The following is a 24,103-nucleotide window of genomic DNA, read 5'->3' on the forward strand; positions in this document are numbered from 1 at the left end:
AAGAACCTGTGGGAGCGAGCCTGCTCGCGATGGCGTACTTGAGGTCGCCATCGCGAGCAGGCTCGCTCCCACACTGGGTCAGTCGGCACATTCAGCATTGATGCAAGCTGATCCACCGTTTTCGTGAACAAGCCCGCTCCCACAAGTTGGATTGAGGCAACCCCGCAAAAGTCAGGCCGATTCCTGCAGAGGCGGTTTCAAGCCGACTCCGGCAACGGATGAAAACTGAAATACTGCTGCAACGCACTCACCAATTGCCCGTACTCCGGCGGCGCCCACTTGAGGCTGAAACCGGCGTCGAAATGCTGCGGCGTCACATCTTCGTGGCACCACAGGCAACTGGCCTTCAATTCGATGTCCATCTGCGGTCCGTCATCGCTAGGGATCTTGAGGTGCAGATTAAAGTCCGCGCCGACCATCAGCGGCAAATGGCTGATCAGCATCAGGCCATCCTCAGAGACGTTGCCCAGAAAGCCGATGGGCTTGTCGTTCATACCGTTGAACACGCGCAGGAAATACGGCAGCTGATGCCGCTCGATTCGCCTCTTTTTGTACATGTCCTGTATCGCTTTTTGAACGCCCCTCTACCAGGGGCTATCGATACTTCGGAACGGGCACGAACAGGCCCGCTCTCCCCGATCCCGGTGCCAGACGCTTGCAAGCGCCTTGGCTCTACTTCTGCCGGTCACAGGTGCCTCTTGAATTAGAGACCTGGCTCTAATCACTTCTTGTACAAAATATAGCTCAAGGTTTGGCGACAGCCAGCCCCGGTACGATAGTTTCATCCTGTGCAATCGTACAAGGTGGGGGTGGCCAGGCATTGCCCCTGGCCATGATATTGACGGACGGTATCAGAGCGCGGTGGGGCGGATTACCGGGGCGCTGCGGAGCGGGTAATGACCCAGGCTCTGCAAGGTTTCCAGCCGGGCCCGGGCGCGGAAGGCGTATTCGCTGTTAGGGTATTGGGTCATGATGAACTGGTAGGTTTGCGCCGCATCGACAAACAGCTTCTGTCGTTCCAGGCATTGGCCGCGCATCATCGAGACTTCCGGCTGCATGTAGCGCCGGGCACGGCTGGCGCGGTCGACCTTGGACAACTCGAGCATCACCTGCTCACAATTGCCCCGCTCGTAAGCCTTGTAGGCCAGGTTCATGTGGTGGTTCATCGACCAACGGGTGCAGCCCGTGATGCTCAGGGCCAGGGCAACAAAAAGCACGAATCGCATGGGAGGTTCTCCTGTCTTGAGCTCTGTATCGACCTGGGTGGGGAAATCTTCAACCCGAAAACGCAGCTTGGCAGTGCTCTTGTGGCGAGGGGATTTATCCCCTCGCCACAGAAGGAATGTGAAGCCGTAGAGGCGCAAAAATTTTCAGGAATGTTCATTTCGAAAAGAAACGAAAAAGTAGTGCATATGAACAATGACTACACCCAAAGAGCATAGTAGCCTTCGCTGGCGCTTGAACCTGAGGAGTCTTGCATGTCCGTCCGTCGCACCAAAATCGTCGCTACCCTTGGCCCGGCCAGTAACTCGCCGGAAGTTCTCGAACAGCTGATTCTGGCTGGCCTGGACGTTGCCCGTCTGAATTTCTCCCACGGCACCCCCGACGAGCACAAGGCTCGTGCCAAGCTGGTGCGTGACCTTGCTGCCAAGCATGGCCGTTTTGTCGCCCTGCTGGGTGACCTGCAAGGCCCGAAGATCCGTATCGCCAAATTCGCCAACAAGCGCATCGAGTTGAAGATTGGTGACACTTTCACCTTCTCCACCAGCCATCCGCTGACCGAAGGCAACCAGCAGGTGGTCGGTATCGACTACCCGGACCTGGTCAAGGATTGCGGCGTGGGCGACGAGCTGCTGCTCGACGACGGTCGCGTGGTGATGCGCGTCGACACCGCCACGGCCACGGAACTGAACTGCACCGTGACCATCGGCGGCCCGCTGTCGGACCACAAAGGCATCAACCGTCGTGGCGGTGGCCTGACGGCGCCGGCCCTGACCGAAAAAGACAAGGCGGACATCAAGCTGGCCGCGGAAATGGAAGTCGACTACCTGGCCGTGTCCTTCCCCCGCGACGCTGCTGACATGGAATACGCCCGTCAACTGCGCGACGAAGCCGGCGGCACCGCCTGGCTGGTGGCCAAGATCGAACGCGCCGAAGCCGTGGCCGACGACGAAACCCTCGACGGCCTGATCAAGGCTTCCGATGCCGTGATGGTGGCCCGTGGCGACCTAGGCGTGGAAATCGGTGACGCGGAGCTGGTGGGCATCCAGAAGAAGATCATTCTGCATGCACGCCGTCACAACAAAGCGGTGATCGTCGCGACCCAGATGATGGAGTCGATGATCCAGAACCCGATGCCGACCCGCGCCGAAGTGTCCGACGTAGCCAACGCCGTGCTCGACTACACCGACGCCGTGATGCTCTCGGCCGAAAGCGCCGCCGGCCTCTACCCGCTTGAAGCGGTGCAGGCCATGGCACGCATCTGCATCGGCGCTGAAAAGCACCCCACCAGCAAGACCTCCAGCCACCGGATCGGCAAGACCTTCGAGCGCTGCGACGAGAGTATCGCCCTGGCGACGATGTACACCGCCAACCACTTCCCAGGCGTGAAGGCGATCATCGCCCTGACCGAAAGTGGTTACACGCCGCTGATCATGTCGCGCATCCGCTCCTCGGTGCCGATCTACGCGTTCTCCCCGCACCGCGAAACCCAGGCTCGCGCGGCCATGTTCCGTGGTGTCTACACCGTGCCATTTGACCCGGCCGCCCTGCAACCGGGCGAAGTCAGCCAGGCGGCGGTGGATGAACTGGTCAAGCGCGGCGTGGTGCAAACCGGCGACTGGGTCATCCTGACCAAGGGCGACAGCTACCACACCATCGGCGGCACCAACGGGATGAAAATCCTGCACGTTGGCGACCCGATGGTCTGAGTGACCGGTTGCTGAAAACAAAAGCCCCGCCATGTGAATGGCGGGGCTTTTTGGTTTTTGCCGTCTGAAAAAGGTGTTGCCTGGGCTGACGCTATCGCGAGCAGGCTCGCTCCCACAGGGGATCTGTGGTGCTCATGAATAATGTGTTCAACACAAACCCAATGTGGGAGCGAGCCTGCTCGCGATAGCGGTGGGTCAGCTTGCACCAACGTTGAATGTGCCGACGCCTTCGCGAGCAAGCTCGCTCCCACAGGGGATCTGTGGTGTTCATGAATAATGTGTTCAACACAAACCCAATGTGGGAGCGAGCTTGCTCGCGATGAGGCCAGCCCATGCGCTACAAAACTAATGCCTGTTGATAAACTCCGACAGCGCCGCCACCGCCTCTGGCGAGCGCAGTCGCTGGGTGAACAGCCTGCCCTCCTCTTCGATCACGGCGCGCAGTTGTTCCCGATCCGGCGCCTTCATCAGTTGTTTGCTGATGCGCACCGCTTCAGCCGGCAGCGATTCGAAGCGCAGTGCCACGTCCCGCGCCTTGGCCAACGCCGCCTCGCCACTGTCCAGCGCCTCGGTGGCGATGCCCCAGGCTGCCGCCTGTTCGCCGCTCAAGCCCTCGCCCAACAACAGCAACTGCGCAGCCCTGGCCTGGCCGAGCAGCCTCGGCAGAATCAAGCTGGAGCCGAATTCCGGGCACAACCCCAGGTTGACGAACGGCGTTCGCAGCCGCGCGTCCCGGCTGACGTAGACCAGGTCGCAATGCAACAGCAACGTGGTGCCGATGCCCACCGCCGGCCCGGCCACGGCGGCGATCACCGGTTTGCGGCAATCGAGCAGGCTGAGCATGAATTCGAATACCGGGTTGTCGAGATCGGCCGGCGGCTGTTCGAGAAAGTCGACAATATCGTTGCCGGCGGTGAAGCAGTCATGGGACCCGCAGATCAGCACCGCACTGATCTGCGGGTCGGCGTCAGCCATCGCCAGGGCTTGGGCCAATTGGCTGTACATGGCCCGGGTCAGGGCGTTTTTCTTTTCCGGGCGATTGAGGCGCAGGGTCAACAGGCCGCGTTCGCGCTCAAGTAGCAGGGTGTCGGTCATGGTCGGTCTCGCGTCTGAAGATCAGCGCTCAACCACGGGTCAGGAAGACATCGGCCAGCAGTTGATTACGCGGCAGGCCAGCCAGGTAGAGGCGCTTGGCAAAGGCCTCGACCCGGTCGGGATGGCCGCAGAGTAAGGCCTGGGTTTGCCGGGAAACAAGCCGCAGTTGCGCCAACGCAGACGGCGCCTCGGCCGTGGTCAGCAGCTCCACGGTGAGGTGTTGATGCTTGGCCGCCAGCGCTGCCAGGGGTTTGGCCAGATAGTGCCCGGCGGCATCATGGGCTACGTGAATAAGACGAATCGTGCCTTGGTGATGCTGATGCAGGGCTGAGCGCAAAAGACCGAACAACGGTGCCAGGCCAGTGCCGGCCGCCAGTAGCCACAGCGGCTTATCGTGCCACTCGGGATCGTAATGCAGGGCGCCGCCGCGCAATTCACCGAGAAAAATCGGGTCGCCCGCTTTCATCTGTCGCGCCGCATTGATGAACTGGCCGGGCTCGCGGCAATCGAGGTGAAACTCCAGGAAGCGGTCTTCTTCGGGCAGGCTCGCCAGGGAATACGGCCGGGCGACATCGCCGGCCCACAACACCAGGTGCTGGCCCGCCCGATAACGCAGCGCCCGCTCAGGAATAATGCGCAAGCGCAGCACGTCGGGGCTCAGCCAATCCGCGGCGGTCACCTGGGCGGCACGGCCGTCGCATTGCGGGTCAAAGGTGTGGATCTGCACATCCTCGATCACCTGGCACTGACACGCCAGCCGCCAGCCTTGCTCGCGCTGCGCGGGGCTCAAGGCGTCGGGCCGACTGTCGCGCACGTCACCGTTCACGCACTGCACCAGACACGCATGGCAGCTGCCGGCGCGACAACTGTAGGGCACGGCCACGCCGCCCTGATTCAACGTGTCCAACAGATTGCTGCCCGCCGCCACCGTCCACTGCCGGTCGGCGACTTTTACTTCAGGCATCGACATTCTCCCAGGCAGCGGCGCACTGATTGCGGCCGTCTCGCTTGGCACGGTACAAGGCCTGGTCGGCGCGCTGCAATGCGTTGTCCAGGTCGTCGCCGGTCTCCAGCATCGTCATGCCCACCGACAGGCTGAGGGAGCCGATCTGCAAGCCGATCAACTCGACTTCAGTAAATGCCAGGCGCAGCCGCTCGCAACAGGCCGTCAGCCGTGAAGGGTCGCAGGCCGGCAGCAGCATGACGAACTCTTCGCCACCGTAACGGGCCAGCACATCACCTTCGCGCAGGCAGGCCGTGGCGATGCTGGCGAACGCCTGAAGCACCTGATCACCGGCGGCGTGGCCGTGCAGGTCATTGATGCGTTTGAAATGGTCGAGGTCGATCAAGGCCAGGCCATGGGCAACATTGGGCCGGAGTGTGTTGAGCTCACGGGACGCCAGGCGCAGGAAGTGCCGGCGGTTGAATAAGCCGGTCAGTTCATCCGTGGCCACCAGGTCTTCGAGCTGACGCATCATGCCGCGCAGGGTGTCCTGATGCGCCTGCAAGGCAAACCGCCGCTGACGCATGCGTTGGCGCGAGTTCTGTACGTAACTGGCATAGAGCACCAGCCACACCAGCACGATAAACAGCACGCACACCTGTAACGCGGCCAGCGTGGGGTCAGGAAGCCTGAAGAAGTAACCGTCCCAGAGGGTAATGGCGGTGAAACTGAAAAACACCAGCATCGCGCAGCGCACGAAAGCCCGACGGGACAAGTGGAACAGCCCGAACAGCAGGATCAGCACATAGAACACCAGGAACACGCCCCGAGCCTGGTCCAGATGCGCCATCATCCAGGTCTGCCAGCCCAGGCCGATCAGTACCTGTATTTCAGTAAGACTGGGGTCGGCGAACCGCAGATTGCGGTCGGTGATAAACAGCGCGAACAGCCCTGCCTGGCACAACACCACCAACACGCTGCCGATGATGACATCGCGCAACGAATCGAGGTAATGACCACTGAAATATGCCAACCACAACAACACCAGTGCCAGCGCGTAAGTCGCGGCCGCCAAGGCGAAGCGTTTCAGCAAAAGACGTTGAATGGCGTTATGGGTCAATCGTTGACTCACCATGGGAAAGGAACTGACAGGAGGCGTCCTACGCTACAGGCCAGACGCCACTTTAGTGGCGTGCAGGGCAAATGACCATTCAATTCTGGAGCAGAAAAATGGCGTCAAAGCAATGGCCTAAATTGACGCAGTTGTTCGAGACTGGCTGGTCCTCTTGTGGTGAGGGGATTTATCCCCGTTGGGCTGCGAAGCAGCCCCAAAATGACTGAAGGCAAACAACCTGACACACCGAGGTGACTGACTTTCAGGGCTGCTGCGCAGCCCAGCGGGGATAAATCCCCTCGCCACAAAGGCAGCTCGCTCCCACAGGGTGCTCGCCTGCGATATACTGCCGCGCCTTTTTAGTGTCGCGCCAGCATGCCCGGCGTGCCTTAAGAGGTGCCGTCCGTCGACCGATGCACCCAAACGGACGGCACCTTATTGAATGTTCCCGTCTTTAGAGAGGAGCGCGACTCATGACCGTGATCAAGCAAGATGACCTGATTCAGAGCGTTGCCGACGCCCTGCAGTTCATTTCCTACTACCACCCCGTGGATTTCATCCAGGCGATGCACGAAGCCTACCTGCGCGAAGAATCGCCAGCGGCCCGTGACTCCATGGCGCAGATCCTGATCAACTCGCGCATGTGCGCCACCGGCCATCGGCCGATCTGCCAGGACACCGGCATCGTGACCGTGTTCGTGCGCGTGGGCATGGACGTGCGTTGGGATGGCGCGACCATGAGCCTGGACGACATGATCAACGAGGGCGTGCGTCGCGCCTACAACCTGCCGGAAAACGTCCTGCGCGCGTCGATCCTCGCCGACCCGGCTGGTGCGCGTAAAAACACCAAGGACAACACCCCTGCGGTGATCCACTACTCCATCGTTCCGGGTAACACCGTGGAAGTGGACGTGGCGGCCAAGGGCGGCGGTTCCGAGAACAAGTCCAAGATGGCCATGCTCAACCCATCCGACTCCATCGTGGACTGGGTACTGAAAACCGTACCGACCATGGGCGCCGGCTGGTGCCCACCGGGCATGCTGGGTATCGGCATCGGCGGCACTGCGGAAAAAGCCGCCGTCATGGCCAAGGAAGTGTTGATGGAGTCCATCGACATTCACGAACTCAAGGCCCGCGGCCCGCAGAACCGCATCGAAGAGATGCGCCTGGAGCTGTTCGAGAAGGTCAACCAACTGGGCATCGGCGCCCAGGGCCTGGGTGGCCTGACCACCGTGCTCGACGTGAAGATCATGGACTACCCGACCCACGCCGCGTCCCTGCCGGTGTGCATGATCCCCAACTGCGCCGCCACCCGCCACGCCCACTTCGTGCTGGACGGCACCGGCCCGGCGTCGCTGGAGGCACCACCGTTGGACGCTTACCCGGAAATCGTCTGGGAAGCCGGTCCATCGGCGCGCCGCGTGAACCTCGACACCCTGACACCTGAAGACGTGCAGAGCTGGAAACCGGGCGAAACCGTCCTGCTCAACGGCAAGATGCTCACCGGTCGCGACGCGGCGCACAAGCGCATGGTCGAGATGCTGAACAAGGGTGAAACCTTGCCGGTGGACCTCAAGGGCCGCTTCATCTACTACGTCGGCCCGGTCGATCCGGTAGGCGACGAAGTGGTAGGCCCAGCCGGCCCGACCACCGCCACGCGGATGGACAAGTTCACCCGCCAGATCCTCGAACAGACCGGCCTGTTGGGCATGATCGGCAAGTCCGAACGCGGCCCGACCGCTATCGAAGCGATCAGGGACAACAAGGCGGTCTACCTGATGGCCGTCGGCGGCGCCGCTTACCTGGTGGCTCAGGCGATCAAAAAGTCCAAGGTTCTGGCGTTCGCCGAACTGGGGATGGAAGCGATCTACGAGTTCGAGGTCAAGGACATGCCCGTGACCGTTGCGGTCGATAGCAAAGGCGAGTCGGTACACATCACCGGCCCGGCGATCTGGCAGAAGAAAATCAGCGACAGCCTGGCGGTAGAAGTGCAGTAACACGCACGTTGACGCCGTAAAAAAGGCCGGTGGGCGACAAACTCACCGGCCTTTTTTTATCAGCAGAAAACCTGTGGGAGCGAGCCTGCTCGCGATAGCGGTGGGTCAGCTTGCATCCATGTTGGATGTGCCTCAGTCATCGCGAGCAAGCTTTGCTCCCACACTGGATCTTCAGTGGACCCCAACCTATGTTCAGCCAAACCTCTTCTGGGGGGCCAAACCTATGTTCAGCCAGGCCTCTATTGGGGGACCAAGCCTATGTCAAGCCAAGCCTCCTCTGTGGGAGCAAAGCCTGCTCGCGATAGCGGTGGGTCAGCTTGCATCCATGTTGGATGTGCCTCAGTCATCGCGAGCAAGCTTTGCTCCCACACTGGATCTTCAGTGGACCCCGACCTATGTTCAGCCAAGCCTCCCACACAATGCTCCCCGCCGGGCGTGAGTAGAGCCGTTCATCGGCATGCCCGCCTACCTGTCAGATCTGACAGGTTACCCAAGGACCATCTCTTGGCATCCTGAAGTCATGCCGGGTATTCGCCCTGGCGTCGGCTAACAGAGATGATCCCGATGGCAGAACAAGCGCCCCTCCAGATCGTGACCCCGACCATCGCCGGCAGTGCTTCTATCGCCACCCTCGGTAACAGCCTCGGCCCTGTCGGTACGCGAGGGGCAAGTTCTTTTGAACTGCCGTTACCCCTGTCCGCCGCCCGCCACCTGACGCCGGCGCTGACCTTGAATTACAGCAGCCAGGGCGGCAACGGCATCTTCGGCATCGGCATGCAGCTTTCCATCGCCAGCATCACGCGCAAAACCAGCAGAGGTGTGCCGCACTACGCTGATGAGGATGTCATGGTCGACGCCGATGGGGTTGACCGCTGGCCCGAATTCAACGCCGAACCGCTCATTCGCCCCCTGGCGGGCCCCGGCAGTGCAACGTGCTCGGTGGTGCGTTATTACCCCAGGACTGAAAGCAGCTTCGATATTTATGAGCTGTGGAGACCCACCGACGGCCAGGCACCCTTCTGGCGTGTCCAGGGCAGCAACGGCCATGTGTATTGCTACGGTAAAACCGAAGCGTCGCGCATTGCCGAACCTGAAGCCGAACCCGAGCCCGATCCCCCAAAACCACCACGCATCGCCGAATGGTTGTTGCTCGAAGAAGTCAGCCCGGCAGGCGAGCACATCTATTATGAGTACCAGGCCGACCCCGGCGCGCTGGACGGCCCCCACGACTATCGCGCCCAGCGCTACCTGAGGCGGGTGTGCTATGGCAACGCCAGCGCCAGTGACACCCTGTACTGCTTCGAAGGGCCCGACCCGGCCCAGCGCAACTGGCACTTTCATCTGCTGTTCGACTATGGGCAACGCACCCTCGATCTTGCGCAACAACCTTCCTGGCAAGCCCCCGAAGAGGCGCCCTGGCTGCTACGCAGCGACCCGTTTCACACCTATCGATACGGTTTTGAGGTCGGCACGCGGCGTTTGTGTCATCAGGTGTTGATGTTCCACCACTTCCCTGCCGCGGCCGATACTGAACCTGCCCTGGTCCGGCGGCTGGTGCTGGAATACACCGCCACTGCGCTAGGTTACAGCCTGCTGACAGCCGCCCACTATCAGGACTGGGACGCTGAAGGCGGTGTCGATTACAGCCCTCCGGTGGAATTGCAGTACACCGATTTCGACCTCAACCTGACACCCGAAAAATTCTTCGATCTGGAGACAATGCCCGCCCTCGAAGGCAACCGGCATTACCAATGCGTGGACCTGTATGGCGAAGGTCTGCCGGGGTTTCTGTGCCGTTACACCGATGCCTGGTACTACCGCGAGCCTGAGCGCGCCGGGCCCGATGACGATGCCATCGGTTATGGCCCGTGGTCTCGCCTGGACAGTATCCCGGTCGCCAGCCAAAACCCGGCCGTGATGCAGGTGCTGACTGACCTGACCGGCAGCGGCCGCCTCAATTGGGTCATTGCCCAACCCGGCATGAGCGGCTTCCATACCCTCAACCCGGACCGTAGCTGGTCGACCTTCACCCCGTTTGATCGTTTTCCGACGGAGTTCCTGCACCCCGCCGCGCAACTGGGCGATTTGACCGGCGACGGTTTACGCTCACTGGCCATGGTCGGGCCCAAAAGCGTTCGGTTGTACCCCAATCTCCGCGAGCAGGGGTTCGCACCGGGGGTGAATGTGCCCCATGAACCGGACAGCCCCCTGCCATTGTTCAGCGACTCGCGCAGCGAACTGGTGTTGTTCGGCAATTTGCTGGGCAGCGACAGCACCGAGCTGTGCCGGATTCGCTTCGATGAAATCAAGTGCTGGCCGAACCTGGGTCACGGGCGTTTCGGCGAAGGTTTTGTCATGAGCGCCCTGCCCTTCAGCTACGGCCAATTCGACGCTGACCGGGTGCGGATCGCCGATCTGGACGGAGCTGGAGCGCCCGCGCTGATCTACCTTAACAGCGACTGTTTCGATATTTACCTCAACCACGGCGGCAACGGCCTTGAGCAAACACCCGTCAAGGTGCCATGGCCGGTGGGCGTGCGGTACGACAATCTGTGCCAGGTCAGCCTGGCCGATCTGCAGGGGCTGGGTTGCGCCAGTCTGATTCTGAGCGTGCCTCACATGTCCCCCGATATGAAGCCCAGGCATTGGCGTTATGACTTCGTCGCGGCGCGGCCCTATCTGCTCAACGCCACCCATAACAACATGGGCTGCAGCACCACCCTGACCTATCGCAGCAGTGCGCAATACTGGCTGGATGAAAAACAACAGCGCCGGGCGCAGGGCGAGCAATTGGACTGTTATCTGCCCATGGCCCTGCCGTTGTTGGCACGTCAGCAACAGCTGGATGAAATCACCGGCAATTGCCTGACCCAGCGCTTCACTTATTTCGAGGGCGACTACGACGGCTATCACCGTGAGTTCCGGGGCTTCGCTCGGTTGTACCAGGTGGACAGCGAGTTGCCCGACGCTGAAGTGCAAAGCGGCTTTACCGCGCCGGTACTGGTCAAGACCTGGTTCCACACCGGCCGAACCGTCAACCAGCCTCTGAAGGACTGTTTCGACGGCGACGATGACGCCGTGCCGCTTGGCCCGGCGCTGTTGAGCTGTTTTCATGAAGGCGACGAGGCCGACGAGATTATCGTGCCCGACCCTGAGACCGCCCGGGATATGGCTTATGCCTTGGGCGGCCAGGTGTTACGCACAGAAATCCATCCCGCCGAATCGGACGATACGGCCCGGCCCTACACCGTGACGCAACAACGCTATCTGCTGCGCCAGCACCATCCCCATCACAAAAGCCTGCTGGTACTGGAACTGGAGGCGCTCAGCCATCAATACGACGGTTTTACCAATGACCCGCAAAGCCAGCACGGCATCAATCTGAAATGGAATCTCTACGGCCAGCTTGTTCACGGCTTCATCGTCCATTACGCCCGACGCCTTACGCCGCTCGATCCGCCTCCCTTCGACGATGAAGACGAGAACACCTGGTGGCTCGATGCCCATGATGAGCAGCAGCAGGTGTTCCACCTTGTCGAGAGCCGGGCCGAGCACCTGCACCTGTTCGACGAAACCGGGTGGCGTCAGCGCCTGGGCCTGCCCTGGCGCAGTCGAGCCAACGCTTTGCATCGCCCCAAGGGCGAACTGCCGCAAGGCCTCAACCCTCGCCAGATCAGCTATGAAACCTTCCTCGCACATCACGACTCCCCGCAATGGCAAGCCGCACGGCAATTGGTTGCGCTTGAGGAACAGAACTACCTGCGTGACGACCAAGGCGATATTGCCTTCCAGGCGTTGCTCGGCCCGCTGGAGACGGCCGAGTTCGACAAGCAGGCACTGGACGCCTACGACGCCGTGCCACCGCCGTTCGACATCCGCGGGCAACTGGAAGAAATCGGCTTTGAGCCCATGCCGCTGTTTCTGCCTGAAGATCCGGACGAAGACACCGCCGAAAACCTCTGGTCGAAAAAGAGCGGTTTTGCCACCTACCACTCGCTTGATGGCTTCTTCCAGATCAACGCCCTGCAAGAAACCCAGAGTCATGGTGTTACGACCCTGACGTACGATGCCTATCACCTGATGACCACCGCCATTACCCTGCCGGACGGCTGTACGACCCAGATCGAATACGACTATCACTCGCTGTTGCCGCAGAGCATCATCGACGCCAACGACAACGTGCAGCAAGCGCTGTATGGCCCCGACGGCGTGCCTTTGGGCATTACGTTTTTCGGCAGCGAAAATGGCCTGCCGGCAGGCTTCGATGCCATCGACACCTACGAGCTGCCCGACGACCTGACACCGGCTTATGCCATCGAACACCCCGAAGCCACCCTGGGCAGAATCGCCAGTGCCGTGCGCACCGACGAGTTCAGCTGGATGGGCGCGCTTGACCTCGCCCAAGTCTCCCTTGCGCAGCGCAACGAGTGGATCAGCGCCCGCTACTTGATGCCCAGCGGCCATGTCCGCGCCAGGGCACGCATTCACCTGGCGCGGCTGGCCGAACGCAGCGCCGCCGAAGAACAGTTGTGGACGCTGATCCAGGCCACGGCCCGGGAGCCGGTTCACAGCGTCGTGCTGAGCGCCGATCGCTACCCGGACGATCCATTGCAACAGGTCCGCATCACCCTCAGCGCCATCGACGGATTCGGCCGCACCTTGCAAACCAAGCAGCGGGTCGAACCCGGGGAGGCCTATGCCGTGGCCGAGGACGGCTCGCTGGAGCTACAGAACGGGCAACCGTTGCAGCACCTGGCCGACCCGCGCTGGCGCGTCAGCGAACGGGTCGAGTACAACAATAAGGGACTGGTCACGCGGGTCTATCGGCCGTATTTCGCCGACGCCTGGCGCTACATCAACGACGCCTCGCTGCGTCTGCACGGCTACCACGACCAGCAGTTCTACGATCCACCAGGACGCCTGGTCAAGGTCATCAATGCCAAGGGCTATGAAGCCTGGCATGTGCATCATCCCTGGTACTTGTGCGACCACGACTACAACGACACGGACCCGGGAAGCTGACGAGTGAGCAGGCTAACTCATGGCGGTACACCGGTCCTGTCGGTACTTGACGCACGAGCAGGCTCGGTCAGGCGAGTGGACTACTGGCGCCGATCGCCGAACGACGACACCCAAACGCTGGTCACGGCCCAGGCGTATGACGTCGCCGGGCGCCTTATCGCCCGATGGGACCCACGTTTCTACGGTACGGACACGGCCAACCTGCGCAACGACTACAACCTCACCGGTCAGCCGCTGCGTACCCGCAGCGTCGATGGCGGATGGCGCCTGGCATTACCGGGCCTGGCGGGTGAAACCTTGCAACGCTGGGATGAACGCGGCAGTCATTGGCGTATTGCCTATGACCCCCAACTGCGTCCGGTGGCTCTGGAGGAAAACAGTCAGGTCGCAGTCGATACCTTCATCTACGCCGATGCCACGGCCGATGCCGATCACAACCTTCGCGGTCGGTTGCTCGAGCAGGTCGACCCCTCGGGTACGTTGCTTCTGGACAGTTATAGCCTGGTCGGCCTGCCGCTCTGTGAGACGCGTATTTTTCACGACAGCAAGGCGTTTACCAGCCGTCGTCTCTTCGGGCCTTCGGGGGCTGTGCTTGAGCAGACCGATGCCGGTGAACACCAGCAACAGTCGCGCTACGATCTGGCCGGGCAGCTCAAGCAGGTGCAGTTGCGACTCAAGGGGCAAACCGACTGGCAGACGGTGTTGCACGATGCCCAATACAATGCCGCCGGGCAAATCATCGAACAGCACGCAGGCAACAGCGTCATCAGCCACTGGAGCTATGACCCGGCCAGCGCTCGCCTGCTCAGACAACGTTCACAAAAAAACCCGGCCACCGCACTGGTGGACTTCGAATATGTCCACGACCCGATGGGCAACATTACCCGCATTCTGGACCATACCTATACGCCTACCCATTTCGCCAACCAACGAGTCGACGGCCATCGTGCCTTCAGCTACGACTCGCTCTATCGGTTGACCAGTGCCAGCGGCTACGACGATGGCCCGCCCTCGGATATACCTGGCCTGCCCCAGCCAACCGACCCCAACAACCGGCTCAACTACCTGCAAACCTATGAGTACGATGAGGGCGGCAATCTGACCAAGCTCACCCATGTGCGTGAGGGTGCCGGCTACACCCGGCAGATGTTCATCGACCCGGGCAGCAATCGAGGGGTGCGATACCAGCCTGGAGATCCTGCCCCGTCATTCGACACACTGTTCGATCGCCATGGCAATCTCCTGGCATTGCAGCCAGGGCAGAACCTGCAATGGAACGCTCGGGACCAACTGGCAGCGGTCACCCTGATCGACCGCGAAACCGCCGCCAATGACCAAGAACATTACCGCTATAGCCAAGGGACCCGGGTCTACAAACGTCACGAAACCCATACCGCCAAGCGCGACCATTTTCAGGACGTGCGCTATCTCCCGGGCCTGGAGATCCGCACCCGGGACAATGGCGAAGAACTGCACATCATCATCCTCGACACGGGCTTGATCAACGTCCGCTGCTTGCATTGGGTAACGGGCAAGCCGGCAGATATCGACACCGATCAGTTGCGCTACAGCCTGGAGGACCACTCAGGCTCAAACATGATGGAGCTCGATCAGCATGCGCAACTGATCAGTCACGAAGGCTATTACCCGTTCGGCGCCACGGCGTGGCTGATAGCCCGTCCCGGCGTAGAGGTCAGTTACAAGACCGTGCGCTATTCGGGCAAGGAAATGGACATCAGCGGGCTGTATTACTACGGCGCACGTTACTACGCGCCGTGGCTGCAGCGTTGGGTCAGTGCCGACCCGGCAGGGGATGTGGACGGGCTGAACAGGTATGCGTTCGTGGCCAACAATCCACTGCGTTATGTGGATACGGACGGGCAGGCAAAAGCCGAGAGCGTGATCGTGCTTTATTCAGGCTTTCTCTCCGAACTCAGTGGAGAGTCCAGCCAACTGCTCGGGCAGCTTCACAACATCATCCAGCAAAAAGGCGTGTTTAGAAGCCTGATGGGGAATCTGGGGGGAGAGCTGGTCAAAGGCGTCTTCGGCTATGAGACAGGTGTGCTGGGGGGCGAGGTGGTCGATCTGGTGCTGCCTGATGCCCCTTTCACAACGCCCTACACCACCACGGGTGGACTGATCGGTGGCAACGTCGGCGGCGATGTGGCCGGCGAGATCGCCGATCCGTTCGTGCATAGCGCAGGGTTGGTGGGCGCGCTCATACCGCAGACCTCAAAAATATCCGTTGAGGCGATCGATCGCAGACTCGGTATCGAGGGTGCGGTTAAAGACATCAAGAACTGGCGGCAGATGAAAGATGAGGTGATCCACCCGGCGCTCAACTCAGTCCTCAACCCCAGCTTCGTGATGAACCGGGTGATGGGGTCGTGGATCCCGATCATCGGCGGCACACTCAATATGTTCGCCCGGGCCATCGAAGGCGAAGACATCAAAAACCGCCTCGACCCCGTCAAGATCGGCAAAATCGAAACGCTGCTCGCCGACTGGAAAACGGCTGTGGAGCAACGCGCTGCCTGGGCCGAAAATGCTTTCGATGCGTTAGGCACCGATGTCATCTCCCCCGCAGACCTGCTGCCCAACGTTAACTTCATGACGTCCAAGGAAGCCCTGGCACCGATCAGTCGCGCCGCCTTGCGCAAAAGAACCCAAGCCACCCTGGCCAACATCAAGGCCGCGCAGCAGGGAATCACCGCTTACAAGGAAATGGGCACGACGGACAATTTGTGGGCGAGTTGGCATGCGCATCCTGTCGGCCATGGCAAGGGCCGCCCGAAATGGATGACCACGTGATCCAGGCAGCTCGGCTCCTCGTGCATCAAGGTTCAGACTGACACCCCTCTGGAGGCCAGAGCCCCATGAGTACCGTGCATTTGCGCACTCCAGACGTCGTTGCCGTGGACGGCCGTGGCTTGCCTGTGCGGCAAACCACTTACTTGCGCAACCAGGCCTCGACCCCCGCCGTCGCGCTGATATCGCGCCAGCACCACAAGAGCATCGGCCACCTCGTCGAGCAGTGGGACCCTCGCCTTTTCGGTCAGGCGCCCAAACCCAATCTGACAACGCTGCATAGCCTCACCGGTCAGCCGCTGCATACCGACAGCGTCGATGCCGGATGGCGCCTGACATTACCGGGGCTGGCGGGTGAATCCCGACAGCGCTGGGATCAACGCGCCCATCATTGGCGCGTGACTTATGACCCTCAGTTGCGCCCGATAGCCCTGGAGGAAAACGGCCGGGCCGAGGTCGACACCTTCATCTACGCCGATGCCATGGCTGATGCCGATTACAACCTGCGCGGGCAATTGCTTGAGCAGAGCGATCCCTCCGGCACGGTGCAGCTGGACAGTTACGGGTTGACGGGCGAACCGTTACGCCAGGTCCGCCGTTTTGCCGATGCCATCCCCCACATCTGCGAGCAGACCCTCGACGCCCTTGGCACGCCCGTGAGCCAGACCGACGCCGCCGGCCACCGGCATTACTTGCGGCTGGACATCGGCGGGCAACTCAAACAGGTGGACCTGCAACTCAGGGACCAGGACACGCCACAACCCATTCTGCTGGACGCCCGCTACAACGCCGCGGGCCAGATCGAGCGCCAGGATACGGCCAACGGCTTGACCAGCCGCTGGACCTATGACCCGGCCAACGATCAACTGAGCACCCTCAAGACCGGAAAACCCGGACAAGCCCTGCTCCAGAACCTGACGTACTTCCATGACCCCATGGGTAATGTGCTGCGTATCGAAGACCATACCGTCGCCCCCCTGTACTTTGCCAACCAGCGCGTAGACGGTCATCGCGACTTCACCTACGACTCGCTCTACCGTTTGATCAGCGCCAGCGGTTTCGAGGGCGAGACACCTCAGCTGCATCCCGGCTTACCCGAGCCGATCGTCCCCATCGCCCCCGGCCACCGTTTCAACTACACCCAGCTGTATGACTACGACACCAGCCACAACCTGACCCGACTGCGCCATGTTCGCGACGGCAACAATCACACCCGGACACTGCGCATCGACCCTCACAGCAACCGAGGCGTGCAGTGGACCGAAGGCGATCCGGAGCCGGATTTCGACGCGCTGTTCGATGCCCATGGCAACCAGCTTTACCTGCAACGCGGCGCGCAGTCGCTGGTGTGGGACGCCCGCGACCAGCTCACTAAAGTCACGTTGCTCAAACGCGACAACGGGTTGCTGAACGATGACGAAACCTGCCTCTACAGCCAGGGCGAACGGGTCAGCAAGACCCACACCACCGCCAGCACTCGCCACGAAACGCGATATTTGCCAGGCCTTGAAATCCGCACCAGCAGCCACGGCGAACAACTGCACGTGGTCACCTGTGCATTGGCCCATGGCAGTGTTCGTTGCCTGCATTGGGAAGCCGGCCAGCCAAGCGACATCGAAGCCGACCAATTGCGCTACACCCTCGACGATCATTTGGGTTCCAGCACCTTGGAGCTGGACCGTCACGGCGCCTTGATCAGCCTCGAGCACTACTACCCCTTTGGCGGCACCGCCTGGCACGCCGCTCGTTCCAGAATTGAAGTCGACTACAAGACCCTTCGTTATTCAGGCAAGGAAATGGACAGCAGCGGGCTGTATTACTACGGCGCGCGTTACTACGCCCCGTGGTTGCAGCGCTGGGTCAGTGCGGACCCGGCGGGGGATGTGGATGGGTTGAATCTGTATGGATTTGTCGGCAATAACCCGATGACGTTGACCGACTACCAAGGGTTGATACTAGAGACCCCGGCGCAGAGAGACGCTAGAAAAGCGCAGAGCGCAGCCTATTGGCAACGCTGGAAAAACTATAACCGGCTGGACAGGGAGATCAAAAAGTTCACGGACATCATGAAGCTGACTTCACGCAGAGCCAGCGAAGCGCAAACTCAACTGGCCAGCCATCGCTCGGCAACAGCGCACGCCCAGGCCTCTGCGGTACGTGTGGGTAGTCACGTCGGTGCACAGGTTGTCAGCTACGGAACGGGACTCGCGGTAGGCTTCGGCGCCGCGGCGCTGGGCAGCGTGGCGGGACCACCCGGCATCGTCATGGGCGCCGCGCTGGGGTTCGTCACCAGCAAAGCGGTGAGCGTTGGCCTGGATTATGCGCTGGAACGATTGAGCCTGAGCGCAGCGGTCAACTTCAAGAGCCGGAAACTGGACCCTGAAAAAATCGTCAAGAAAGGCGAATACAAGAATCTTGACCTCTTTCACTATGCCAAGGCAAAAGCCCGGGATCTGGCCCACGCCGTCAGCGCGCCCACCCAGAAAAACGTCCTGAAAGCGGGAAAGGAAGTGACCAGCACTGGCACCAAGATCGCGCTGAAAGCCACAGGAACCGTGGCCTCTAGCGAAATAGGAGCCGTGACCAGCATTGTTTTGGGAACCATTGAGATCATTCATGAAATTGGCGCCGCAAGCCATGAACTGACCGAGGAGAAAATCGCTCGGGCAGATGCGCACATCAACGGCATGGTGGAAATATTGAACGCACAAATGGCCCACATCGAGACGCTGTTTGCCGAGGCGGAACTTGACGCAGTCAATACCTACCGACCGCTCAGCAAAGTAATCGGCCAGTCCAGTGGCGACACGCCTCAAAGCCTGAGAAGGGAGATGGAAGCAACCATCGGCCGCTTGAGGAAGACACAAAGCATGCTCCGATAACGCCGGAGCGAGGCGCATCACCGCGGGCAGACGGCATGCTATCGTGCCTGTCCCTGCCCAGTCCTTGAAACAGTCATATGCCGGCAATGCCTCGTCCCTTGCGTCTGTCGTTGTACACCCTGCTGATCCTCAGCGGCGCCATCATTGCCGCCACCCTCGCCGTGCGGCACGCCGAACGCCAGGCACTGGAAGAGGATGCCAGCCGTGCGAACCAGCAACTGGCGTTGTACGCCAACTCCCTGCATACCCTGATCGAACGCTACCGCGCCCTGCCCGCCGTGCTGGCGCTGGACCCCGAGTTGCGCTCGGCCCTCAAGGGGCCGGTCAGCACCGCGCAACAGGACGCGCTGAATCGCAAACTGGAACAGATCAACGGTGCCGCAAAGTCTTCCACACTGGAATTGCTCGACCACACCGGCCTGGCCGTCGCGGCCAGCAACTGGCGCCTGCCCAGCAGTTATGTCGGACACAATTATGGCTTTCGGCCGTATTTCCTCCAGACCCGCACCCAGGGCACCGGACGGTTTTATGCGGTGGGCGTGACCAGTGGCATTCCGGGCTACTTCCTGTCCAGCGCAGTGACCGACGACAACGGTGAGTTCCTGGGGGCGATGGTCGTGAAGCTGGAGTTTCCCGAGCTGGAACGCGAATGGCGGCAGGGCAGCGACACCCTGCTGGTCAGCGATGCCCGAGGCATCATTTTCATCGCCAACCGAGAGGGCTGGCGTTATCGCCACTTGCAGCCGTTGACCGACAGCGACCACGCCGAGCTCAAGGCCACTCGCCAATACGACAAGCAACCGCTGCAACCCTTGGCCGTCGAGCCGCTGCGACGCTTTGACGACAACAGTCATCTGGCCCGGGTCACGGCCCCCGACGGTGCCGTGGATTACCTGTGGGAGTCCCTGCCATTGACCACCGAAGGCTGGACGCTGCACTTGCTGCGCCGCCCGCAGATCGCCTTCGAAGACCGTCGCAACGCCGGGCTCGCCGCCGCCGGGTTATGGCTGGCCCTGGTGTTTCTGCTGCTGTTTCTCAACCAGCGCTGGCGCCTGGCGAAGCTGCGCCAGCGCAGTCGTGAAGAACTCGAACGGCTGGTGGAAGAACGCACCCGGGATTTGCGCACCGCCCAGGACGGCCTGGTGCAATCGGCCAAACTCGCGGCCCTGGGACAAATGTCGGCGGCCCTGGCCCATGAAATCAACCAACCGTTGACGGCCCAGCGCATGCAACTGGCAACCCTGCGCCTGTTGCTGGACCATGGCCGGGTCGATGATGCCTACAAAGCCATCAAACCCCTGGACGACATGCTGACCCGCATGGCCGCCCTCACCGGCCACCTGAAAACCTTCGCCCGCAAAAGCCCCAGCGGCCTGCGCGAACGCCTCGACCTGGCGGTGGTGGTGGATCAGGCACTGCAACTGCTGGACACACGCCTGCGGGACGAACAGGTCAGTACGGTGCTGCACCTGACCCGCCCGGCGTGGGTGCGTGGCGATGCAATCCGTCTGGAACAGGTGCTGATCAACCTGCTGCGCAACGCGCTCGATGCCATGGCCGGCCAGCCGCTCAAACGCCTGGAAGTGCGCCTGGAAGCCGATGAGCAATTGTGGCGCCTGACGGTCAGTGACAGCGGCACCGGGATCGCCGAGGAACACCTGAGCCAGGTATTCGACCCGTTCTTCACCACCAAGGCAGTGGGCGACGGCCTGGGCTTGGGCCTGGCGGTTTCCTTTGCAATCATTCATGAGTCCGGTGGACGACTGACGGCGGACAACCATGAAAACGGCGCACAGTTCTGCGTGACCTTGCCGATCGATCAGGAGGCGCAGTTGCATGCTTAACCCTTGCACATTGAAAAAGGTCATCGTCGTCGACGACGAGGCCAGCATCCGCAGCGCCGTGGAGCAATGGTTGAGCCTGTCGGGTTTTGAAGTGCAGTTGTTCAGTCGCGCCGAAGAATGCCTGGCGCAATTGCCAGGACATTTCCCGGGGGTGATTGTCAGCGATGTGCGCATGCCCGGGCTCAGCGGCCTGGAGCTGCTGGCCGAAGTGCGCCGACGCGACCCGGACCTGCCGGTGATCCTGTTGACCGGCCACGGCGACGTGCCGATGGCCGTGGAAGCCATGCGCGACGGCGCCTACGATTTCCTGGAGAAACCCTTCACGCCCGAAACCCTGCTCGGCAGCCTGCGCCGGGCGTTGGACAAGCGCACGCTGGTATTGGAGAACCGTCGTCTGCACGAGCAGGCCGACGTCAAGGACAAGCTCGATGGGACACTGCTTGGGGTTTCACGGGCGCTGCAAAACCTGCGTCGCCAGGTGCTGGACCTGGCGACACTGCCGGTCAACGTGTTGATCCGCGGCGAAACCGGCAGCGGCAAGGAACTGGTCGCCCGTTGCCTGCACGACTTCGGTCCCAGGGCAAACAAACCCTTCGTGGCATTGAACTGTGCGGCCATTCCCGAACCGCTGTTCGAGGCTGAACTGTTCGGCCATGAAAGCGGCGCCTTCACTGGCGCCCAGGGCAAGCGCATCGGCAAGCTCGAATACGCCGACGGCGGCACGCTGTTTCTCGATGAAATCGAGAGCATGCCCCTGGCTCAACAGGTCAAGTTGCTGCGGGTGCTACAGGAACAGAAGCTCGAACGCCTGGGCTCGAACCAGAGCATCCATGTGGACCTGCGCATCATCGCCGCCACCAAGCCCGACCTGCTCGACGAAGCCCGCGCCGGACGTTTTCGCGAAGACCTGGCCTATCGCCTGAACGTCGCCGAGCTACGCCTGCCGCCATTGCGTGAACGGCGCGAGGACATTCCTTTGTTGTTCGATCATTTCACCCACAACGCCGCCGAACGCCTGGGTCGCCCCGCCGTGCCCTTGAGCGGTGCGCAGTTGAGCCATTTGCTCGGCCACGACTGGCCGGGCAATGTGCGTGAACTGGCCAACGTCGCCGAGCGTCACCTGCTGGGACTGGATCAACCCCGCGTCCTCGACACGGAGCCAGGCCAATCCCTCGCCGCCCAGCAGGAAGCCTTCGAAGCTCAATGCCTGCGCGCCGCCTTGACGCGGCACAAGGGCGATGTGAAAGCAGTGCTCGAGGAATTGCAGCTGCCGCGTCGCACCTTCAATGAAAAGATGCAGCGGCATGGATTGAGTCGGGAGATGTTTTTGTAGGGTTGGCGTTTTTTGTGGCGGCTGTACTGGCCTCATCGCGAGCAGGCTCGCTCCCACAGAAGTGATGTGTACACAGGTCGAAATGTGGGAGCGAGCCTGCTCGCGATGAGGCTGCCCGCTAGCCCGAAATCAAGCCGGCGAGCATTCGTTTCCGGTCGCCCACGTCCAGTGCCCGGTAGGCCTCCAATAGCATTTCCTCATCAGGCGTCAATGGCGGCTTGGCGATTTGGGCGCGCTCACCGACCAGGACGTACTGCGCGTCCACGCCGATAACCACCAGTTTGGCCACCAGATCGGCCGGACATTTCTGCCGCCCCGATACCACTTCTTTCAAACGCTGCGGGCTGGATTCACCAGCGGCACGGGATGCCGCGGCCAATGACAACCCACAACGGTCAATCTCCTCGCGCAGACGAACGTGGATATATCCCACCAAATCTATTGACATGGTGTAACTATCCCACCAAAATAATTCGGACAAACAGCAATCATCTTCGCCTCACAGGAGTCACCACCATGGCCCGTACCGACGCTGTACACCCGGGAAGTCACCTCAAATCACGGGAGCAAGCGTGTCGGAGCGTCAGGGCTGGAATCTACTCTGGAAATTTCCTACATGGAACAGAGAAGCATCTGTAGCACAAAAGGAAGTGTCGTAAATATAGCTCGCCTCTAGTCGTGAGACTCTTCCCTCTCGTCACCGACCTTCATCGAAGGCAAGAGCGCTTCAGCAGACGCATTGAATAACGTTGAGTTTTTAGCTTTTTTACTTGAGGTCTGACATGGATTTGAATCAAACGTTTACCCACCGTTGGGCTGCCTTGGGCAAGCTGGCGCTTTTGATGCTGGCGTTCGGCTTATCGTCGCCGGCGACCGCCAATCTGGTGGTTTATCCGATGACCAGCACGATCGGCGCCGAGCAGGATGGCATTGGACAGATCCAGCTGCATTCCAAGTCGGACAAGGTGCAGTACATCAAGGTCAGTGTGGTCCAGATCCAGCGCCCGGGCACGCCGGATGAACACGAAAGCCCAGTGTCTGCGGCCGATACGAAGGGTATCGTCGTGTCGCCACAACGCACGGTACTCGCTCCCGGCGCCAGCCGCACGGTACGGATTATCGCGCAGGCGATGCCCAGCGAGGAAACCGTCTACCGGGTTTATTTCGAGCCAGTGGCCGCTCCACAGGATCTGGCGGCAGAAGACGACGACCCGCAAGGCACGCAACCCAGAATCGGCGTAAACCTGATCTGGGGCGCGCTCGTGCGCCTACTGCCCGATGACCGTCAAATGAGCGTCGGCTTGCAACAAAGCGGTGAAGCGCTACGCAATGACGGCAACGTGCGCATCGGTGTATTGCAGGTCGGACGCTGCACCGACGTCAAGGGCGAAAAAGACTGCCTCTGGAACGATGTCAATCGCAGCCTGTATCCGGGCAGCACGCTCCCTGTCCAGACATCCGGCACAAGCGGCAATCTGCTCATGCGCTTTGTGACCAGCGACGACAAACGGCCACGCACTTTGGCCGTGCTGCCGTAACCCACTCCCCCCCTCACATTTTTCAATCTGAGCCATGTGCCTGCACATGGCTGGGCCCCTGTTCACCCATAGAAAAGAGGAAACACCCCATGAAACTGCTCAAATTCGCCCCGTTGGCACTGGCCGCACTGGTCTCGATGCCCGCCCTGGCGGTTGAGAAAAGCATTCTGGTCTATGCCGATGTCGATCCGACGCTGGAGTTGCTCCAATCCGATGGCAGTGCCCTGCCGCCCTCCATGGAGATGAGCTACCTGCCGGGTGCGGGTCTGCAACCCACGCGTCTGGGCACGCGGGTCTTCAGCAATGACACCGATAAGGACATGACCATCAGGCTGATCACCAGCCCCGTCCTGGCCAACATGACCAACCCGGCTTCCACCGCGGTTCCCCTGTCCGTCACCTTTGGTGGCAGAACGCTAAGCACCACCGGCGTCGCCTTGTCGGCGGCCGACCTGTTCCCCGGTGGCGACCCGACCAGCGGCTCGATCGAGCAGATGCTGGAGATCAAGCAAACCACCGTTGGCGCTATCGCAAACGCTGGCCGCTATGAAGGCATCGTCAGCCTGGTGCTGACTCAGCAACCGTAAACACAACCGT

The 24,103-nt window shown here is 61.2% G+C and carries 15 protein-coding genes; 9 read left to right on the top strand and 6 right to left on the bottom strand.

Features of this window, described 5'->3' with window-relative positions; genetic code table 11:
• Positions 1-197: 197 nt before the first annotated feature.
• Positions 198-557, bottom strand: coding sequence for a PilZ domain-containing protein (locus T3A99_RS07870; RefSeq protein ID WP_047227105.1), 360 nt, complete (start codon positions 555-557; stop codon positions 198-200).
• A gap of 294 nt (positions 558-851) precedes the next feature.
• Positions 852-1,226: a tetratricopeptide repeat protein gene (locus tag T3A99_RS07875; protein ID WP_047227106.1), complete on the bottom strand. Its 375-nt coding sequence runs from the start codon at positions 1,224-1,226 to the stop codon at positions 852-854.
• Between the two features lie 252 nt (positions 1,227-1,478).
• Between T3A99_RS07875 and pyk the strand changes: the two genes are divergently transcribed.
• Positions 1,479-2,930, top strand: coding sequence for a pyruvate kinase (gene pyk / locus T3A99_RS07880; protein ID WP_047227107.1), 1,452 nt, complete (start codon positions 1,479-1,481; stop codon positions 2,928-2,930).
• Between the two features lie 345 nt (positions 2,931-3,275).
• Here the strand turns inward: pyk and T3A99_RS07885 are convergent, their stop codons facing one another.
• From T3A99_RS07885 to T3A99_RS07895, 3 genes are read right to left on the bottom strand one after another with little or no spacing between them, the layout of a single operon-like run.
• On the bottom strand, positions 3,276-4,025 hold the full coding sequence (locus tag T3A99_RS07885; protein ID WP_281459880.1) for an enoyl-CoA hydratase-related protein: 750 nt from the start codon (positions 4,023-4,025) through the stop codon (positions 3,276-3,278).
• A gap of 28 nt (positions 4,026-4,053) precedes the next feature.
• Positions 4,054-4,989, bottom strand: a complete 936-nt coding sequence (locus tag T3A99_RS07890; protein WP_047227109.1) for an iron-sulfur-binding ferredoxin reductase — start codon at positions 4,987-4,989, stop codon at positions 4,054-4,056.
• Positions 4,982-6,088 (bottom strand): sensor domain-containing diguanylate cyclase, encoded by a 1,107-nt coding sequence (locus T3A99_RS07895; RefSeq protein WP_047227128.1) that lies wholly within the window; start codon positions 6,086-6,088, stop codon positions 4,982-4,984. Before T3A99_RS07895 ends, T3A99_RS07890 begins: the two co-directional genes overlap by 8 nt.
• A gap of 467 nt (positions 6,089-6,555) precedes the next feature.
• On the opposite strand from T3A99_RS07895, the gene T3A99_RS07900 reads away from it, so the two are divergent.
• The 6 genes from T3A99_RS07900 (at position 6,556) to T3A99_RS07925 (ending at position 21,968) form a co-directional block, all read left to right on the top strand.
• Positions 6,556-8,079 carry a fumarate hydratase gene (locus T3A99_RS07900; protein WP_047227110.1) on the top strand — a complete coding sequence of 508 codons (1,524 nt, stop codon included), beginning with the start codon at positions 6,556-6,558 and terminating at the stop codon, positions 8,077-8,079.
• Between the two features lie 564 nt (positions 8,080-8,643).
• Entirely contained in the window at positions 8,644-13,101 is a 4,458-nt protein-coding gene (locus T3A99_RS07905; RefSeq protein WP_322834193.1) for a SpvB/TcaC N-terminal domain-containing protein, read from the top strand.
• A 3-nt stretch (positions 13,102-13,104) separates the two neighbouring features.
• Positions 13,105-15,912 (top strand): RHS repeat-associated core domain-containing protein, encoded by a 2,808-nt coding sequence (locus tag T3A99_RS07910; protein WP_322834194.1) that lies wholly within the window; start codon positions 13,105-13,107, stop codon positions 15,910-15,912.
• 65 nt (positions 15,913-15,977) lie between these two features.
• Positions 15,978-18,791, top strand: coding sequence for an RHS repeat-associated core domain-containing protein (locus T3A99_RS07915; RefSeq protein WP_139049255.1), 2,814 nt, complete (start codon positions 15,978-15,980; stop codon positions 18,789-18,791).
• Between the two features lie 77 nt (positions 18,792-18,868).
• Positions 18,869-20,635: a sensor histidine kinase gene (locus T3A99_RS07920; RefSeq protein ID WP_322834195.1), complete on the top strand. Its 1,767-nt coding sequence runs from the start codon at positions 18,869-18,871 to the stop codon at positions 20,633-20,635.
• Complete coding sequence (locus T3A99_RS07925) at positions 20,628-21,968, top strand: sigma-54-dependent transcriptional regulator (RefSeq protein ID WP_274089956.1); 1,341 nt, start codon at positions 20,628-20,630, stop codon at positions 21,966-21,968. The genes T3A99_RS07920 and T3A99_RS07925 overlap by 8 nt, the downstream gene beginning before the upstream one ends.
• A gap of 118 nt (positions 21,969-22,086) precedes the next feature.
• Here the strand turns inward: T3A99_RS07925 and T3A99_RS07930 are convergent, their stop codons facing one another.
• Positions 22,087-22,416: a hypothetical protein gene (locus T3A99_RS07930; protein WP_139049252.1), complete on the bottom strand. Its 330-nt coding sequence runs from the start codon at positions 22,414-22,416 to the stop codon at positions 22,087-22,089.
• Positions 22,417-22,750: 334 nt separating this feature from the next.
• On the opposite strand from T3A99_RS07930, the gene T3A99_RS07935 reads away from it, so the two are divergent.
• Together T3A99_RS07935 and T3A99_RS07940 are read left to right on the top strand one after the other, a co-directional pair.
• Positions 22,751-23,506 (top strand): fimbrial protein TcfA, encoded by a 756-nt coding sequence (locus tag T3A99_RS07935; RefSeq protein WP_047227117.1) that lies wholly within the window; start codon positions 22,751-22,753, stop codon positions 23,504-23,506.
• Positions 23,507-23,595: 89 nt separating this feature from the next.
• Positions 23,596-24,093, top strand: a complete 498-nt coding sequence (locus tag T3A99_RS07940) for a CS1 type fimbrial major subunit (protein WP_047227118.1) — start codon at positions 23,596-23,598, stop codon at positions 24,091-24,093.
• Positions 24,094-24,103 lie beyond the last annotated feature (10 nt).

The organism is Pseudomonas sp. N-137, from assembly GCF_034555295.1.
GTDB lineage: Bacteria > Pseudomonadota > Gammaproteobacteria > Pseudomonadales > Pseudomonadaceae > Aquipseudomonas > Aquipseudomonas rhizophila.